The 18,231-nt window shown below is 46.3% G+C and carries 16 protein-coding genes and 1 CRISPR repeat array; of the genes, 9 read left to right on the forward strand and 7 right to left on the reverse strand.

What is annotated here, in order from left to right:
• The first annotated feature begins 207 nt into the window (after positions 1-207).
• Together ACKI61_RS05735 and ACKI61_RS05740 are read left to right on the forward strand one after the other, a co-directional pair.
• On the forward strand, positions 208-453 hold the full coding sequence (locus tag ACKI61_RS05735) for a type II toxin-antitoxin system prevent-host-death family antitoxin (RefSeq protein WP_407456804.1): 246 nt from the start codon (positions 208-210) through the stop codon (positions 451-453).
• A complete protein-coding gene (locus tag ACKI61_RS05740) occupies positions 454-762 on the forward strand; it encodes a type II toxin-antitoxin system RelE/ParE family toxin (protein ID WP_407456805.1) in 309 nt (102 codons plus the stop codon).
• Positions 763-917: 155 nt separating this feature from the next.
• Here ACKI61_RS05740 and ACKI61_RS05745 read toward each other — a convergent pair whose 3' ends face one another.
• The gene (locus tag ACKI61_RS05745; RefSeq protein WP_407456806.1) at positions 918-1,106 is read right to left on the reverse strand and encodes a hypothetical protein; all 189 of its coding nucleotides are present in this window, start codon (positions 1,104-1,106) and stop codon (positions 918-920) included.
• A 39-nt stretch (positions 1,107-1,145) separates the two neighbouring features.
• On the opposite strand from ACKI61_RS05745, the gene ACKI61_RS05750 reads away from it, so the two are divergent.
• From ACKI61_RS05750 to ACKI61_RS05770, 5 genes are all read left to right on the forward strand, one after another.
• On the forward strand, positions 1,146-1,316 hold the full coding sequence (locus tag ACKI61_RS05750; RefSeq protein WP_407456807.1) for a hypothetical protein: 171 nt from the start codon (positions 1,146-1,148) through the stop codon (positions 1,314-1,316).
• Positions 1,317-1,597: 281 nt separating this feature from the next.
• A complete protein-coding gene (cas9, locus tag ACKI61_RS05755) occupies positions 1,598-5,788 on the forward strand; it encodes a type II CRISPR RNA-guided endonuclease Cas9 (RefSeq protein WP_407456808.1) in 4,191 nt (1,396 codons plus the stop codon).
• Between the two features lie 13 nt (positions 5,789-5,801).
• A complete protein-coding gene (gene cas1 / locus ACKI61_RS05760) occupies positions 5,802-6,698 on the forward strand; it encodes a type II CRISPR-associated endonuclease Cas1 (protein ID WP_407456809.1) in 897 nt (298 codons plus the stop codon).
• A 1-nt stretch (position 6,699) separates the two neighbouring features.
• Positions 6,700-7,032, forward strand: coding sequence for a CRISPR-associated endonuclease Cas2 (gene cas2 / locus ACKI61_RS05765; protein ID WP_073058180.1), 333 nt, complete (start codon positions 6,700-6,702; stop codon positions 7,030-7,032).
• Positions 7,033-7,140: 108 nt separating this feature from the next.
• Positions 7,141-8,980: a CRISPR direct-repeat array (repeat unit 48 nt; unit sequence GTTGTCATTGCACTAGTAAAACTAGAAAATCTGAAAGCAATTCACAAC).
• A 234-nt stretch (positions 8,981-9,214) separates the two neighbouring features.
• Positions 9,215-9,421: a helix-turn-helix transcriptional regulator gene (locus tag ACKI61_RS05770; protein WP_407456810.1), complete on the forward strand. Its 207-nt coding sequence runs from the start codon at positions 9,215-9,217 to the stop codon at positions 9,419-9,421.
• Between the two features lie 26 nt (positions 9,422-9,447).
• Here the strand turns inward: ACKI61_RS05770 and ACKI61_RS05775 are convergent, their stop codons facing one another.
• From ACKI61_RS05775 to ACKI61_RS05795, 5 genes are all read right to left on the reverse strand, one after another.
• A complete protein-coding gene (locus ACKI61_RS05775) occupies positions 9,448-10,524 on the reverse strand; it encodes a hypothetical protein (protein WP_407456811.1) in 1,077 nt (358 codons plus the stop codon).
• Between the two features lie 316 nt (positions 10,525-10,840).
• Positions 10,841-11,488: a hypothetical protein gene (locus tag ACKI61_RS05780; RefSeq protein WP_407456812.1), complete on the reverse strand. Its 648-nt coding sequence runs from the start codon at positions 11,486-11,488 to the stop codon at positions 10,841-10,843.
• Positions 11,489-11,562: 74 nt separating this feature from the next.
• Positions 11,563-12,300 (reverse strand): tetratricopeptide repeat protein, encoded by a 738-nt coding sequence (locus ACKI61_RS05785; RefSeq protein ID WP_407456813.1) that lies wholly within the window; start codon positions 12,298-12,300, stop codon positions 11,563-11,565.
• A gap of 130 nt (positions 12,301-12,430) precedes the next feature.
• Complete coding sequence (locus ACKI61_RS05790) at positions 12,431-14,206, reverse strand: NPCBM/NEW2 domain-containing protein (protein WP_407456814.1); 1,776 nt, start codon at positions 14,204-14,206, stop codon at positions 12,431-12,433.
• A 24-nt stretch (positions 14,207-14,230) separates the two neighbouring features.
• Positions 14,231-15,439, reverse strand: a complete 1,209-nt coding sequence (locus tag ACKI61_RS05795) for a M18 family aminopeptidase (protein ID WP_407456815.1) — start codon at positions 15,437-15,439, stop codon at positions 14,231-14,233.
• A gap of 33 nt (positions 15,440-15,472) precedes the next feature.
• Between ACKI61_RS05795 and ACKI61_RS05800 the strand changes: the two genes are divergently transcribed.
• Positions 15,473-16,480, forward strand: a complete 1,008-nt coding sequence (locus tag ACKI61_RS05800; protein WP_407456816.1) for an MlaD family protein — start codon at positions 15,473-15,475, stop codon at positions 16,478-16,480.
• Positions 16,474-17,250, forward strand: coding sequence for a hypothetical protein (locus ACKI61_RS05805; RefSeq protein WP_407456817.1), 777 nt, complete (start codon positions 16,474-16,476; stop codon positions 17,248-17,250). The genes ACKI61_RS05800 and ACKI61_RS05805 overlap by 7 nt, the downstream gene beginning before the upstream one ends.
• A gap of 46 nt (positions 17,251-17,296) precedes the next feature.
• Here ACKI61_RS05805 and ACKI61_RS05810 read toward each other — a convergent pair whose 3' ends face one another.
• Positions 17,297-18,229, reverse strand: coding sequence for a hypothetical protein (locus tag ACKI61_RS05810; protein ID WP_407456818.1), 933 nt, complete (start codon positions 18,227-18,229; stop codon positions 17,297-17,299).
• Positions 18,230-18,231 lie beyond the last annotated feature (2 nt).

Genomic DNA, 18,231 nt, shown 5'->3' on the forward strand with positions numbered 1-18,231 from the left:
ACTTTTTTCATAGGTTCCTCTCGGTTGAAGTCTTTACATGTTCAAATATACCTCTTTTTTCAGATATTGCAAATACTTTATTTTCATAACTAGATATGCTTGAAAAGCATTGGTTTAAGGCAGAAAACTCGCAATACGGCACGTATTTCGTTGAATTTTACTTGTAATTATTCTTAAAATTTTGTATTTTAGGAAAGGAGGTTCCCCATGCCCTGTATTTTGCCAGTTTCTGATTTGCGCAATTATAACGAAGTTCTTCAGAACGTGACCGAAGATTCCCCAGTCTTTTTGACCAAGAACGGCCGGGGTTGTTACGTTGTAATAGACATCAAGGAATACGAACGCATGGTCGCCGAACTGACGTTACAGAAGGCTCTTGCCGAAGGCGAACGCTCCGCCGAACAGGGACGATGGCTTTCCGCCGCTGATGTGCGGAAAAAATACGAGGTCTAGATGCCCTCCATCGTATTTTCGCCAAAAGCCGTCGAAGATTTAGACGGCATCAACGCTTATATAGAATCCGAGCTAGGCAGCCCTAAAGCGGCGAATGAAAAGGTCATTGAAATTCTTGACGCCATTGACAACCTAGCCGTTTTCCCCGAGATCGGCCCTTCGTTAAGAGGTAAGGTAAATAGCTTGACGAAGTATCGTTGCCTATCTGTCAGCGGGTATTTGGTCTTTTACCGGAACGGACGTGATAAAGTTTTTGTCATTCGAATTTTGGATAGCCGGATGGACTACCTAAGGATTTTGGGATTGTGATGTTGGTTACAACGAACCTGTGCAATTTTTGCACAAGTTGAATTTTCATACAATTCCTGCGTCTGAAAAATATTGCAAATATGCCGATTTATTGAAGTTCAGTCCGTATTGAACAGCTCCGCCATTTGCACTATGTGCAATCGGCTGCAACTCGGTCATAAAATCAAGCAAGCTTGATTTTGCGACACTCGTTTTGCACGATTTTGCGCCTGCGTCAGCCAAACAGTGTCCTGATCCACGCGAACCTCGATGTGAAATTCGCCCCCTTCCGGCTGATACACGATGATTTCGTTCTTCTCGCCGTCAACTTCACCCGACGGCAACAAACCGACATTCTTCATCATTCCTCCCTCCGCCTACATGCATAAAAAAGGCGGGGCTTAATGTTCGTCATCGCGAGCCTCAAAGAAGCGTGGCGATCCGTTTTAGAGTTTTGCTCTTTTGAGCACTATAAATATAAATCAAAAAGAAATGATTGGCAAGGGATTCGCGAAAAACTTTTCAAACTGCTCAAAAATAAAGAGAACGACGCCTCGAATGAAGCGCCGCTCTAAATGTTTTCACAACGGAATAATCCTTATTGTGAATTGCTTTCAGATTTGACAATAATATACATAAAGAAATACAGAAAGTCAACACATTTTTTCTCTTTTTCAAAAAATCACACAAAAAATTTGAGATGTCATTATATGTCACAATAAGAATCTATATTTAATAATTTATTCTTTCCTGTATTTCCATAAAAATCGCCGATTTTTTTCAAAAAAAGCCCTTTTATCCTTACTTTTTCTCTCAAAATTGATTATTTTGAGTAACGAAATAAAAAGGAAATCAAATGAAAAAGATTCTTGGACTTGATTTGGGAACCAATTCGATTGGTTGGGCAGTGGTGAATGAAGCGGAAAAGGAAGGCGAAAAATCTTCTATTGTAAAATTAGGCGTAAGAACCATCAGCTTCGACAATTTTGTAAATACAGCATCAAAAAAAGCCTGCATGGATGCTGTAGCAGATTTTAACGGAGGAAAAAGCATTTCCTGCAATGCAGGGCGAACACAAAGCCGTTCTATGCGACGTAATTTACAGCGTTATAAATTACGTAGAGATCATCTAAGAAAACTACTCAAGGAACATGGCTTTATTGACGATTCGACGATTCTTGCCGAAAAAGGAAACGGCACAACATTTGAAACCTATCGATTAAGAGCCAAAGCAGCCTCTGAAGAGATTTCTTTAACAGAATTTGCACGCGTATTGTTGATGATCAACAAAAAAAGAGGTTATAAGAGCAATCGAAAAGCAAAGTCTTCTGACGAGGGTTCCCTGATTGACGGTATGGCTATTGCTGAAAAACTCTATAATGAAAATTTAACTCCTGGTCAACTAGTCCTTTCCTTGTTCAATCAAGGTAAACGCTACGAACCAGAATTCTATCCATCTGATTTGCAAACGGAATTTGATAAAATTTGGAGTTTTCAAAAAACATTCTATCCAGATGTCTTGACCGAATCCTTAAAGCATAATGTAGAAGGGAAAAATAAATCTGCTACATGGGCTATTTGCAAGACGCCGTTCAACATTGTTGGCATTAAACGATCAACAAAGGGATTCGACCAAAAAAAAGAAGACTACGAATGGCGAGTGAATGCTCTTTCTGAAAAGATTGGGCTAGAGGAATTAGCAATTGTTCTTCAAAATATCAATGGTCAAAAAAGTGGAACAAGTAGTTATCTCGGAAATATTGGGGATCGCAGTAAGGAGTTACGAATTAATCATTTGACTGTTGGACAGTTCCAAATGAATGAATTAGCCAAGAATCCTAACTACAGTCTTAAAAATCAGGTCTTCTATCGTCAAGACTATTTAGATGAATTTGAGACGATTTGGGAAACGCAAGTAAAATTTCATCCGGAATTGACTCCCAAACTAAAGCACGAAATTCGCGATATTACTATATTCTATCAGAGGCCTCTTAAATCACAAAAAAATTTAATCAGCATTTGTGAACTGGAAGGTCGCAAAGTTAATAGAACTATTGATGGGCAAACAAAAACTGTTTCATCGGGACCTAAAGTTATTCCCGCGTCATCTCCAATTTTTCAAGAATTTCGTATATGGCAAGTTCTAAACAATTTGATGCTAACAAGCAAGGAAACTGGCGAGTATTGCGCATTAAAGCAAGACGAAAAAGAGAAATTATTTGCTGAACTGAATGTAAAGGAGCAATTAAGCAAATCAGATGCGTTAAAAGTTCTATTTAACAAGGAATACCGTGAATACGATTTAAACTTCGATAAACTAGAAGGAAACCAGACTCAATCAAAATTATTTGATGCTTATCAACGTATTATCGAAATGAGTGGTTACGGAGAATTCAACTTCCAAAAGATGCCTGCAAAAGAAATCTTTAATACCGTTCAGAACTCATTCGAAAAATTGAAAATCAGAACAGACTTCTTGAGTTACAATTCCTCATTGACAACTCCAGAACTCGAAAATCAGCCTTTATTCAAACTTTGGCACCTATTATATTCATTCCAAGATGACAAGTCTATTACTGGCAACAGAAATCTCATTGCAAAGATTGGAAATCTTTGTAACATGGAAGAAGACTATGCAGCCATTTTAGCTAGCGTTACCTTTGAAGACGCTTATGGAAGTCTTTCGGCAAAGGCAATTAAAAAGATTTTGCCTTTCATGAAACAAGGTCAAATGTATAGCGACGCTTGTGCATCCGCAGGATACAAACACTCAAAACGTTCTCTCACTCGTGAGGAGTTGGCAAATAAGGTCTATAAAGATCATTTAGACGCGCTTCCAATGAACTCGTTAAGGAATCCTGTTGTTGAAAAAATTTTGAACCAGATGGTAAATGTTGTCAATTCAATTATTGACACTTATGGGAAACCAGACGAAGTTCGAATTGAATTAGCAAGAGAATTGAAGAAGAGCGCCAAAGAACGGGAGGAAATGACTAACGCCATTAAGAAAAGTACGGCTGATTATGATGATTTTAGAAAAATTCTCATAAATGAATTCGGTTTGGAACATCCTAGCAAAAATGACTTACTTCGCTATAGACTGTATAAAGAACTAGAATCAAATGGTTTCAAAACTCTTTATTCAGACACGTATATTCCTCAAGAAAAACTGTTCAGTAAGGAATTTGATATTGAACATATAATTCCCCAGGCAAAGCGTTTTGACGACTCGTTTGCAAACAAAACGCTTGAAAAAAGGCAAACCAACATTGAGAAAAGCAACTCTACCGCTTATGATTTTGTTCTCGCTAAATATGGAGAAAATGGCGCAGAACAATACAAGTCTCGTATAGACAAAATGTACAATGAAGGAATGATTAGCAAGGCGAAATACAAAAATTTGTTAATGCACGAAGCCGATATTCCTTCTGGTTTTATTGAACGTGATTTACGCGATTCTCAGTACATCGCGAAGAAAGCTCGAGAAATGCTTGAAGACGTTGTAAAATTTATTGTTCCTACAACAGGTTCCATCACAGACCGTCTTCGTGAAGATTGGAAACTTGTTGATGTTATGCAGGAATTAAATTGGGATAAATATAATAAGCAGGGACTTACAGAAGCCTTCAAGGACAAAGACGGCAGAACCATTCATAAGATAATTGATTGGACAAAACGAAATGATCACCGTCATCATGCGATGGACGCTTTAACGATTGCATTTACCAAACGCAGCTATATTCAATATTTGAACAATTTAAATGCTCGTGTACCTAAATCAGAACAGGAATACATAGATTTGGCGGATTATGATTTAAGCAATATAAACCCTGCGGATGTGAAAAGGATTGAAGCTACTATAGAACAAAAAGAACTTTACCGGAACGAAAAGGGGAAACTTTGTTTCATTCCTCCGATTCCGTTGGATGAATTCCGCGCACAGGCAAAAGAGCAATTGGAAAATACCCTTATCTCAATTAAGGCGCGAAATAAGGTTGTAACACGAAATACAAATATCAGTAAGGGTAAAAATGGAAAGTTAAATCAGCAACAAACTTTAACACCTCGTGGACAGTTGCACAACGAGTCTATTTACGGAAGCTATCAGGCTGAAAATGTAAAATCTGAAAAGATTGATGCAAAATTTACTGCTGAAAAAATAGCAACAGTATGCAATGCCAAATATCGAGATGCTTTGCTCGAAAGGCTAAATGCATTTAATGGTGATGCTAAGAAAGCGTTTACGGGGAAAAATGCACTTGCAAAATCGCCTATTTATTTGGACGAAATGCACACAACAAAGATTCCGGAAATTGTAACAACGAAATCATACGAAACGACCTATACTATTCGTAAAGCAGTTTCATCACAAAATTTCAAAGACGCTAAATCTATTGAAAAAGTGATTGATGGAAAAATAAAGCAAATATTACTTGATCGTTTAGCTGAGTACGATAACGATGCAAAGAAAGCTTTTGACAATTTAATGGATAACCCTATTTGGCTGAATAAAGAAAAAGGAATTTCTATTAAGAGTGTTACTATTCGTGCTGTAAACAATGCTGTAGCCCTGCGAAAAGGACATGATTTCGTGAATACTGGTAACAATCACCATGTTGCGATTTTCCAGGATGCAGACGGCAATTTGCAAGAACATATCGTTTCGTTCTACGAAGCGACGCAACGAGCCACAAAGGGATTACCAATCATTGACAAAGAATACAACAAAGAGCTAGGATGGCAATTCCTGTTCACAATGAAGCAAAATGAATTCTTTGTATTCCCGAATCAAGAAACCGGTTTTGACCCGCAAAAAATCGACTTACTAGATTCAAAGAATAATGCATTGATTAGTCCAAACTTGTATAGGGTACAAAAATTTACAACCAGAGACTATTTCTTTAGACATCATCAAGAAACGATGCTAAACGACAACAAAAAGCTTTTGGGAAAAACGTGGAAACGTGGTGGTTTAAGTTTATTAAACGGCATTGTAAAGGTTCGTGTAAATCATATTGGTCAAATTGTGTCTGTAGGTGAATACTAAATGGGTATAGCCTATGATTAAACGGACATTATATTTTGGGAATCAGGCGTATTTAAGCCTAAAGGACAACCAGCTTGTCATTAAGAAACGCGACGACGAAATCGTCACTGCGGCTATTGAAGACATTGCATACATAATCCTTGATTCACCCCAAATTACAGTGACCAACGCTTTGCTCGGAGCCTTACTAGAAAACAATTGTGCAATAATCAACTGCGACAAGACTCATTTGCCATCGGGACTACTACTACCACTTTCCGGAAACACCTTGCAAAGCGAAAGATTCCAAGCACAGATAGAAGCATCTCTTCCATTAAAAAAGCAACTATGGCAACAAACGGTCCAACAGAAAATTTTGAATCAAGCAGCCATCTTGAAGGCCACAAGAAACGCCGAAATAGGCAATATGACAGCTTGGGCAAACTCCGTACGAAGTGGAGACGTTGATAATCGAGAAGCCGTTGCTGCAGCATACTACTGGAAAGAGATGTTTCTCGACATTTCTGATTTTGTCCGTGATAGAAATGGAGTTCCACCAAACAACATGTTGAATTATGGATACGCCATTTTGAGAGGAGTCGTTGCAAGAGCTTTAGTTTCCAGCGGGCTATTACCGACATTGGGCATCCATCATCACAATCGTTACAATGCGTATTGCCTTGCAGATGATATAATGGAGCCCTACCGACCGATTGTAGACAAACTAGCCATAGATATCCTGACTGAAATTAAAGAATATCCAAAGGATTTGTCTACCGACATCAAAGCAAAAATCCTGCAAATTCCTGTTCTTGATTGTTTTATCAATGGAGAGCGAAGGCCTTTAATGAACGCCGTTGCAACAACAACGGCATCGCTCGCCAAATGCTATATGGGAGTCACAAAGAAACTAATCTATCCTGAGGTGTAGGATGGATCGATTTAGCGAGTATCGAATTATGTGGATACTATGTTTCTTTGATCTACCTACAGAAACAAAAATCGAACGGCAACGCCATTCGCTGTTTCGAAAAAATCTCTTGAAAGACGGCTTTTCAAGATTTCAATTATCCATTTATGTTCGGCACTGCGCCTCGGTTGAAAACGCCGAGGTCCACATTGCTCGCATAAAGAGTTTTATGCCCCCCAAAGGGTCTGTCAGCATTCTTTGCATTACCGATAAACAGTTTGGGAAAATTCAAGTATTTTACGGAAAAAAGGAAAAACCTTTACCCAAGCCCGCTCTCCAACTAGAGCTTTTCTAATCACAAAAAATGCCCTAAAAACGAAAAAATCGGCTTCGAAAAGTCGATTTTTTCTTTATTTCGATTTAACAACTAACTCATTGACACTTATTCAGTTACAACAAATCAGTTGTTATTGCTCTAGTAAAACTAGAAAATCTGAAAGCAATTCACAACTATGGTGGTCTTGACTCCCACGGTTACCGGTTGTTATTGCTCTAGTAAAACTAGAAAATCTGAAAGCAATTCACAACCAGCTCTTAATGTCAACACTGCATGGTCTAGTTGTTATTGCTCTAGTAAAACTAGAAAATCTGAAAGCAATTCACAACTGAGTAGATGTGTGTGTGTTGATTTTCTGTGTTGTTATTGCTCTAGTAAAACTAGAAAATCTGAAAGCAATTCACAACTTGATAAGCTGGGTCAGGAAACTTTGTCAAGTTGTTATTGCTCTAGTAAAACTAGAAAATCTGAAAGCAATTCACAACTTGCGTCCGGCTTATCTTCTGAAGATTTGGGTTGTTATTGCTCTAGTAAAACTAGAAAATCTGAAAGCAATTCACAACTAAGTCGTGGAAGAACGCTTGTTGGTATGCGTTGTTATTGCTCTAGTAAAACTAGAAAATCTGAAAGCAATTCACAACCTGCGGTAAGTGTAGTGAATGCCGTACTTCGTTGTTATTGCTCTAGTAAAACTAGAAAATCTGAAAGCAATTCACAACATTTGACCGTCTGTCAGTTCTTCCAGGATGGTTGTTATTGCTCTAGTAAAACTAGAAAATCTGAAAGCAATTCACAACTGATTTGGTCGAACAAGTACCCCACGTATGGTTGTTATTGCTCTAGTAAAACTAGAAAATCTGAAAGCAATTCACAACATGGACTTGGTTCGGTGCAGATTCAAATTCGTTGTTATTGCTCTAGTAAAACTAGAAAATCTGAAAGCAATTCACAACATGAACGCTATTCTGCCGTTCCCGATCTTCGTTGTTATTGCTCTAGTAAAACTAGAAAATCTGAAAGCAATTCACAACTCGGTGGCCTCCCAGCATTCGCCAGCGTCGGTTGTTATTGCTCTAGTAAAACTAGAAAATCTGAAAGCAATTCACAACTCTTGGTGATGTCGGTTCTGCTGCCGCCGTGTTGTTATTGCTCTAGTAAAACTAGAAAATCTGAAAGCAATTCACAACTGTTGCGTGCGTAGGAGCGGATGAAGTCCGGTTGTTATTGCTCTAGTAAAACTAGAAAATCTGAAAGCAATTCACAACTCCAGCCCTTCGCCGTATTCAAAAACCCAAGTTGTCATTGCACTAGTAAAACTAGAAAATCTGAAAGCAATTCACAACCCGTGTGGATGGCCGAATACTCCACTGGACGTTGTCATTGCACTAGTAAAACTAGAAAATCTGAAAGCAATTCACAACTCCATCCTGCACGCACGCTTGTGCGCTCCAGTTGTCATTGCACTAGTAAAACTAGAAAATCTGAAAGCAATTCACAACGGGCATAGGCTCTGTTATAATAGGTATAGCGTTGTCATTGCACTAGTAAAACTAGAAAATCTGAAAGCAATTCACAACTTGGCGTTTAACCATCATTGCGTATGACTTGTTGTCATTGCACTAGTAAAACTAGAAAATCTGAAAGCAATTCACAACACGAGGGATACGATAACGCCGATTCCGAAAGTTGTCATTGCACTAGTAAAACTAGAAAATCTGAAAGCAATTCACAACTCGCCATTCCTGGTATTCGCCACTGCAATGTTGTCATTGCACTAGTAAAACTAGAAAATCTGAAAGCAATTCACAACATGAGCCTTTTGGTTATGAGCCTCGTATGAGTTGTCATTGCACTAGTAAAACTAGAAAATCTGAAAGCAATTCACAACGTGTTGTCCTTGACGATGCCCGGGCAGAGTGTTGTCATTGCACTAGTAAAACTAGAAAATCTGAAAGCAATTCACAACAAAAATTGTCTATGCGAAGCCGCTAGATAGTTGTTATTGCTCTAGTAAAACTAATATAATTTGATTATTTTGCAACCAAAAACCGCAAACATTCTAGAAATTCCATTCCTCTTGCCTTCCAACAATCATGAGCTTATATTTATGATGCCTCGTCTAGACATCTTGCGATGAAAACTGCCATATCGAAAACACGCAATATATTACACATTTTAAACACAAAACAGCGATAAATAGATGCAGAATCTTGGAGAACAGATAGCGCAACGGCGCAAATACTTTAGGATTTCACAGGCGGACCTTGCGGAAATGGCGGGCGTCAGCCTGCGCACCGTGAGCGCAATCGAAAACGGAAGCGCAAATCCGAGCATCAGCATACTTTCTAAAATTCTTGAAATCCTCGGTTTCGTCATCACCCTGCAGGAGCGAGTCAAATATGATTAAGACAAGTCAAGTATAGTTGATCTAGCCTATTCCCTATGTTCGTATAGGTACAGGTTGGCCTCGGGTACTGCGAGGTCAGAGCCCTTGATTTTCCATTCGTCGTCGGTGCCGGTGCGGTAAGTTACAACGACGCGGTAGCGGTTGCCGGTCTTTAAGACGGCCTCAGGAACGGTCCAGAAGTTTTCGGTGCCCACAACCATTTCTAGTTCGTAGAAGTCACGTGTGTCGACACCGTAGATGGCGATGGATTTTACCATGTCCTTTGGGTTGCGCACCTGGATAATGCTCCAGAATTCGCTGGCACCTTCCTTGACCCAGAGCGACGTTGAATCGCCCCACACGCCGTCGACGCCCTCACAGCTCACGAATTCCCATTCGCCATAGTAGCGGCCCACCTGATTTCCCATGATGTCAGCGGCAGGGGCGCCGCCCAGGTCCACGCCGCAATCAGCATCGGGGCAGCGGTCGGTAATGCGCACGGTCACATGCTTCCAGCCGTCGGGTGTTTTCGCCTTCACGCGCACGCAGCCGCCACAGGCCGCGCCGCCATTCCACGGGCCCTTTTCATCGCCGGGGGACACATTCACGTGAATGGCCGCGTAGTACTGTATGTTAGTTTGTCCGTAGTTGCAGGCGCCACCGAGGCTCGTTTCTTTTGCCGTGATGCTCCCGTAGGTGGTCACGGAACCCTTGCCGCCGTTTTCGGTGAGTTCGGGGTCTGCCGCGGTGTAGCTGTCGCAATCGGTGCACTTGCCGTCGTCGCTATCGTTATCGTCAGAAGACGCAAGCGCCTCACTCGATGAAGAACCCTCCGACACAACGGACGAAGAGGATACCGGAGCAGATTCAGAAGAACCAGACTGCTTTCCCGAAGAAAGCGCATCGCTCGAACTCCGCGCCTCATTTTCGACCGATGATGAAAATGTTTTCGATTCCGAGGAGATTTGCGTGGAACTTGACGAATCTACATCGGAGGAACTCGACAGGAGCGCGCTTTCGCTCGAAGGTGTATCAACTGCACTCGCCGACGAATCGTCACCGCAAGCAACAAAGCCTGCAGCCAGCAGGGCGCTGAAACCAAAGGCAAGGGCAAGATTTCTCATACCCTTGAATATAATATATTCTTTTAAGGAAAAAAGGTGATCCCGGCACAAGGCCGGGATGACATGTGAGTGGTTAGCCGGGATGACATGTGAATGCCTTACCAGTCATTGCGCTCGTTGAGCGCAAGACCTTGCGGGTATCAAAAGCCAGCCTTACCAGTCGTTGCGCTCGTTGAGCGCAAGACTCGGCGGCTCGGCCATAGAAAAATGCAAGCATTTTTCTGCGGCGCTCGCCTTACCAATCATTGCGCTTTACAAGCGCAAGACCTTGCGGGTATCAAATGCGAACCCACAAGTGGGTTCTCGCTTGATACCCTTACCAGTCTTTGACAGGTCGTGCTTGCCCGCGGATGGGTTTCCAGGGTTTGCGTTCGCCGTTCTGTTCGTCAAAATCCTTCAGGAGCTGCGCGGCTTCTTCGGGGCTCATCTCACCCATCTGCACGGGCTGTTCCTGCGGTTCTTCGCCACCGTTGCTATCGCTCGACTCGCCTTCGGGCTGCTGCTCGGGCTGTTCGCCGGCACCGCCACCGTTACTGTCGGAGCTTTCGGCCCCCTGGCTGTCGCTGGACTCGCTACCGTTCTGGTCTTGATTCTGGTCAGATTCAGAACTGCTGGACTGCCCGTCACCATTCTGATTCTGGTCTTGGTTTTGCTGATCCTTGTTTTGATCCTGCTGATCCTTATCCTGGTTCTGATCTTGATTCTGGTCTTGGTTATTATCCTGATTCTTGTCGTTTTTCTTGTTTTCGTTCTTCTGCTCGTCCTTGGCCTCGTGAATGCGGTCCAGGAGCATTTGCAGTTTCTGGTCGTTCGGGTAGTATTGCAGGCCCTCGTTGCAGGTGATTTCGGCAGAAGGCAGGCGGTTTTCGATGTACTGGAACGCCGCATCGCTGTAGTAGGCAGATGCCGACTTGGGTGCGGCAATGGCCGCCACCGACAATAGCAAAACAGCAAGGAACATCATACCGCAAAAATGGATTGCTTCGCTCCGCTCGCAATGACAATTCTGAAGTCTGAAATCTGAATTCTGAATTTTCATCAGATTACCTCCAGGTCGTTGTCGGTGTTGCTCGCGTCAATTTTCGCCTTGGGCTTCCTGCCCGCCTTGATTTCAATGACATCGTCGATGCGCTGCACGTGTCCGCTGAGCTGGCCCGCGGTCTCGTCTTCGGCAATCAGGTTCTCGAGCATTTCCTTCGCTTCGGCATACTTGCCATCCTTGCAAAGCTGGAGTGCACGCGCCAGGACTTCCTTCGCCTTCTCGGAAAGCGGCGGCTGTTTCTGGTCGTTATTCTGGTCCTGGTTTTGATCCTGATTCTGCTTTTGCTTGTCGAGTTCTTCTTTCAGTTTGCGCTGAACGATTTCTACGTTCTTCTTTGCGTTTTCAAAGTTGTTGTCGAGATCAATCGCCTTTTTCAGGTAGGCAACCGATTCGCGCCAGGCCGCAATGCGTTCGCTACCTTCGGCCGCCTTTTCGCCCATGCGGAAATGCGTATTCGCCAAGTTGTAGGCAGCCTTCGCCGCCATACCCTTATCGGGCATGCGCACGGCGCTTTCAAGTTCCTTTTTCGCCTCTTCGTAGTTGCCGAGCCTGTACTGGCAAGTTCCGATATTGTAGAACAAAAGCGGGTTCGCGGGTTCGGCCTCGCGGGCCTTCATGTACTTTTCGAGCGCTCCGGCATAGTCGCCGTTCTTGAACAGTTTATTGCCGTCATTTATGGGCCGCGCAAAAAGCGCTACCGACAGCAGACATACACAAATCAATAAAAAACGCATTTTCTTTCTTCCATAGATTGCTTCGCCCTCACGGGCTCGCAATGACGTAGAAAACCCTTCTACATAGCAAGAATATACAAAAAAGCCTGGCGCGTGACCAAGCTTGCATTTTGGCCCATGAGACCTTTACTTATTCTTCAACGAACACCACCGGGTTCACCCAGTCGGCATGGTCGAAGTTCTTGGAACCCATCTCGTCGGTAATGAGCGCGATCTTTTTCGCACCGCGCACATCGATTTCCGCGGCAGCCGACATGCGGCCTTCCATGCGGCCACTGCGCCATACTTCCTTACCATCCAATTCAATGATAAAGTCCACGACGCCGTTTCCCGATTCGTCGTCGATTCCGCAAATAACCGTAAAGCGGCTCGCCTTCTCGGGGAGCCTGTAGACATGCCTAGAGGGGGCGTGCGTCCCAATACCGCTCAGGTAGAGCCGGCCGTTCACATGCAGCGGATTGTCGTCGATTGACTTGCCTATGTGCGTGCTGCCGTAACCCTGTTCCTGGTGCAAAAGCTTTAGGTCGTAAATAAACATTTCGCCCTTCTTCAAATGGTAGGCGGTCTTTGCCTGCTGCAGGTAGCTTGCGCCCACGTCAACGGCGTAGATCAGCACGAACAGCACATACGGCACAAGCGCAGGCAGCTTTACCTTGGAGCAAACCTGTAGCGCCTTGTCGAGCGCAGCCGGAGCAAATACATGCACCATGTAGGCAAACATCACCACGATGCCTGCCATGGCTATCCAGAACCAGAGAGCGCTTCCGCGAATCGAAGTCATCATCGAAATGTTCAAGAAGGCGACCATCGAAAGGAGCACCGCCCAGATCACGACCGGGCGATTCTTGCAGGCGACACCCGCAATGGCAACCACGGCCGCCGCGAGCACGTAGCGTTCGTGCATGCAGGGCAGAATCATAAAGAACGCAAAAGCATTCAGCGCCGCAAGCGACATAATGCGCGAAACGGGCAGGCGTCTAAAGAAGGTGAGAGCCATCACCGCCACCGAAACGACCACGAACAAAATCTTTCCCAGGAGCCCAGGATTCATGAACGAAGGAGCCCATTCAAAAATCGGCCTCGATTGCGGCGTCATGTTCCCCGAAAAAACCATCCACAAATTACCCGCGTTCATCGATGCGTAAGGGTACTCGTCGATCGTGCTCAAGTAGGCCTGCGCAAATTCCTTGCTAAAATTCCCCGCTAAAATAAACGGCAGGAACACCAGCAAAAAGGCCGCAGCCATCGCAAGAAGCCCCTTCCACATCACCCTGCGGTAACGGAGCGACAGTGCACCGAATACCGGCAGGAACATGATCATCTGGAACTTCGTCAAGAGCCCAAGCATAAAGAGCGCCATGCCTATTGCGTAAGTTTTGGGGCGAGAGGCGTACCAGAGTCCCCACACGCAGAACGTCACGGGCAGCACATCGACCTGCCCCCAAATGGGGCCGTCCAGGTAAAACGCCGGGTTTGCCACCACCAGAAGCATCACGATGGTTTTCACTTCAGGGAGCCAGCTGCGCTTCCAGATGCGAAGCCACACAAAGTGCGCAAGCGAGATGTGCGCCAAGATGACCGGGAAAAGGCAGAACTGCTTGAGTTCGTATTCCAGGTCCATATTGAGGCCAGTCACCTTGTAGATGACGCCAACCACGCGGAGCCACAGCACATAGAGCGGGGGGTAGTTGCCGGTAAAGTTTGCAACACCCATCTGCAAGTCGTTAATCCAATGCCGCCAGAATGTCAAGTCAGAGGCAAACCCGATTCCGTGAAGCATCACAAAATTGAGCAAAATGACCAGCAGCCCCCACAAAGCAAAGGAATCCTTCTGGAAACAACCCTTGACTTTTTCAAGCATGACCATCACTAGACTTTTGAACGAGAACTCTTTCGGTAAACGCATAAAGGTAAATTTAGTTATTTAGGGTTACTTCCAGAACGCAGAGACCAAACTTGTCATTTTTTCGTGATCTGCAACGGCCGTCATTTCGCGGATGCTGTGCATGCTGAGCATGGGTTCGCCAATATCCACCGTCGGAATCCCAAGACTGGCAGAAATTGCAGGCCCCACCGTAGAGCCGCAAGGCATATCGTTACGCATCACGAAGGTCTGATACGGAATTTTACTTTGTTCGCAAATAAGCTTGAACCGAGCATTGGAAAACACGTCGCTTGCGTAACGCTTCTGCGAATTCACCTTCAACACGACACCGCCACCCAATACAGGGGCATGGTTGCTTTCGTGCTTCTGCACAAAGTTCGGGTGTTCCGCATGCGCCATGTCAATGGAGAGCGCAAGGCTTGCCGCAAGCATGCAATCCAAATGGATTGCTTCGGTCGCTTCACTCCCTCGCAATGATGTTTCCAATACGCTCTTCAGGAAGTTGCCGGCGGCACCTTCGCGGGTCTCGGAACCAACCTCCTCGTTGTTGAAGAAGGCCGCCACCTGGAAGTCGTTCTCCAGCGCGCTCCCCGCAGCAAAGGCCTCGGCAATCGCATGGCAGCTGCTCAGGTTATCAAGCCTACCCGAATAGATCCACTCGTCCTGAAGGCCGCCCCGGTTTGCCGGCTGTGCGTCAAAAAGCTGAAAATCGAAGTCCAACAGGTGACCGCCTGCCGGAACCTCGCGCTGCAGCATGTCGGCAAACTTCGCGCCGCATGCCGCCGTCCACAGGGCATTCAGGTCCGTTTGCGGGTTCACCTTGAGCCCGTCCTGGTTCACGCCGCGGTTCAGGTGAACTGCCAGTTGCGGAATGCGGACAAGTTTATCGCCACGGAACAGCTTTGTCTGGACTTTTCCGCCAAGTTCATAGGCGATGAGCCCCGCATAGCCCAGGTCGCGGTCCAACCAACTTGTGTATATGGGGCTGCCGTAGATTTCGGGGTGCAGCGTCTGGACCCCTGCCGCGGCACGGTCCGGATTCGGGGTGATCTTGAGTGCCGGAAAATCCGTATGGGCAAGGGCTATCCTAAAGTGCGAGTCCAGACAAACTTTCTTTGGCAGGCGCACCGCGATAAGGGCGCCGCCCCGCTCAAAAATTTTCACGCTATCGCTCGGCGTGGCCAAAATTTGCCTGATTTTGTCTACCGTATGGTAAGGAGTGACCGCATAATTCAAAAATTCAAAGAAATCCATGTTGAAAAGATAGATATTGCTATATTATTGAACATGGCATTCAAACCATTAAAGCGAATCAACTGGATGGAGATATCCGGCCTCCTGGTCGGCATCTTGTTTACCGTTGCCGTCATGGTGTTTGCCATTGTGCTTTACGCAAAGCTGTTCTCCACCGGCATGATCGGTGTTGAAGAATACCGCCTGCACAGCAACTTCGAAAAGGCGTTCGGCCTGCGTCCGGGCACTCGCGTCCAGATCAGCGGCGTGGATGTGGGCCAGATCGGCGAAATGGAAATCGAAGGCGACGGCGTAAAGATGGAATTTATTATCCGCAAGCAGTACCAGAACCTGATTACCGACAGTGCCGAAGTGTTTGCGATGCGCGACCAGAACATGATCTCGGCGCGTATCATCAATATCGACGTGCGCCGTGGCAAGGGCCGCGTCCTGCAAGACGGCGACTACCTGCCGCCCGGACAGGCGCAGGACATCGAAACCGTGATCGAAACCGCCAACGAGCTCCTGGGAAGAGTCAACAAGTTGATCAACGCCGCCGACACCCTTGTCGGAATGGCCCTGGATACAGGAACGACCATCGGTGCCCTTTTCGGTTCAAGGCAGCTCTATGACAACCTGAATCGCCAGCTGGTCCGCCTCGACGACATCACGTACTCCGGCAAGAAGGTGCTTAACCAGGCATCAGGTCTGTTCGATACGATACAGGTGCAGGTCCCGGTTCTCCTGGGCAAGGTGGACGGCATCACCGACAATGTCGCCGAACTCATGACCGAAATGAAGCCCATGCCGCAAAAACTCGACAACCTCCTGGGAAATGTCGACGGCATGATGGGCAAGGTGGACAACACCTTCAACCGAGTCGACGGACTGCTGAACGAAGTAAGCCTCGTGACTGCCGGACTCTCGGACTTCATGGAATCGACCGAGCAGACGCTGCAGAACGCAGACGACCTGATGGCAGGCATCTCGAACATGTGGATTATTCGCCGCTCGATGCCTAGCAAGGATTCCGTGCCCTTTATGGTGGAGACGCTATGGTAACGCGCAGGCTCAAGCAGATTCTTGTCGCGATGCTTGCTGCGGGTACCGTCGCAAGCGCCTCCGAATCGGGCATTCTCTCTTACCGCGCCCAAAGGTCTTTCGACAACGGCAAGTTTGCCAAGGGGTACGGCCAGCTGGAACGCGCCCTGCTTGCAAGCCGCAAGGAATCGGACCTGCTTTCCGAAGGACGCGTGCTGATTGCCATGGCACAGATTCGTACCATGAGCCTGGACCTTGAATTTGCGGATTCGCTACTTTCTGTCGTCCGCGAAAATGCGCTAGACCAGAGCACACAGGTACAGTACGCCAAGGTGAAACTGGCACTGCTGAACGCCCGCGAAAACTACAAGGACGCCGCGAAAACCTGCAGCGGCTTCGATGAAAAGACCCTGAAAAAAGCCGACGAGAATACGCAGGCGGCATTCTATGGCGAATGCGCCATCGCCTATGCAGGCAGCCGCGACACGGACCGCGCCCAGGAATCGCTGAAGATGGCGGGCAAGCGTTCCGACAAGAAAGGCGGATTTTACGCATTCACCGCGGCACGCATGGCAGACATCAGCGGCAGCGGCGAGGCAGACTCCCTGTACCGAGTCGCCGAAGAAAAGGCAATCAAGGCGAACAAGCCCTACAATACGGCAACCATTCTCTACTACCGCTCGCAGCTGAAGGCAACTCCCGCCAAGGAAGCTGCGGATTTAAAGCTCCGCTGCAAGAACGCCTTCGAGCTGATGGGTCTCCCGAACAACTCGAAGCGCTGCGGGGAATAAAAAAGCGGGTCGTCGCCCGCCCCGTTTCAAGAAAAATCTTCAAACGCTAATTCGATGCCGACGTTGAATCGGCCTTTGATGCAGCTGCAGTCGTGTCCATCGCTGCCGTAGAATCGACGACTGTTGAATCTGCTGCAACTGTCGTGTCCGTCACTGCCGTAGAATCTGCCGCAGCTTCTTTCGCCTTGGCTTCTTCGGCAAGTTTTTCATCTTGAAGTTTCTTCATGGTGAGGAGTTCGCGGTAGACGATTGCCGGGTGAATCTTACCGTCGGCCATGCCGTCAACAAGCATCTTCACCTTCTGATAAGTCTCATCCTTGTCAAAGTCTGTGATCAGTCCCTTGTGGCCCAGCAGCTTTAAAATCTTGGAATAGAAGCTTGCGCGGAACTTCTTGAAGCGCGGTTGCATCACATCGTTCAGTACGGTTTCGAGCGCAGTCTCCGTCTGCATGGAATCCAGTTCGAAGCTGCGGTAGATGGTGCGGATGTGGTCGGGAATCGTTGTGTCTGGGCTATCAAAATACTTGCGCATCACGTTAGCCGCTTCGGTCCTGTTCGGGTACGGGCCACGGGCAAGGCGAAGCGCGTAGTAAAGCGACAGGCGCCAGTTCTCGGGGTAAACGCGGCTTGCACGGCGCAGCACCGAGAAATCCGACGTATCGGGAGCATCGATCGGAGTCACGCCTCCAACAAAGTAATACGGCGTGTAGAACAGGGAATCGAGACTTGTCGAAAGTTCCGCCACGTGGCCAAGGTAGGCATATTCCTTGCCGGTCAGGTAGCTCTCGCCAAGTTCCGTAAGTCCCTTGATCCAAAAGAGTCCCGCGACCGATGCGTCATGCCCTGCCGCCACATAATGCACCGTCGAAGCCTTCGGCAAGAAAGACTCGTCGAAGTTCGTACCGGGGAGTGGCTTCGCAAAGTGGAAGGCCGCCGCGATAACTGCGATAGCGAATATGATGACAGCAAGAAAACGCATAC

Origin of the sequence: Fibrobacter sp. (assembly GCF_045601785.1) — a bacterium.
GTDB lineage: Bacteria > Fibrobacterota > Fibrobacteria > Fibrobacterales > Fibrobacteraceae > Fibrobacter.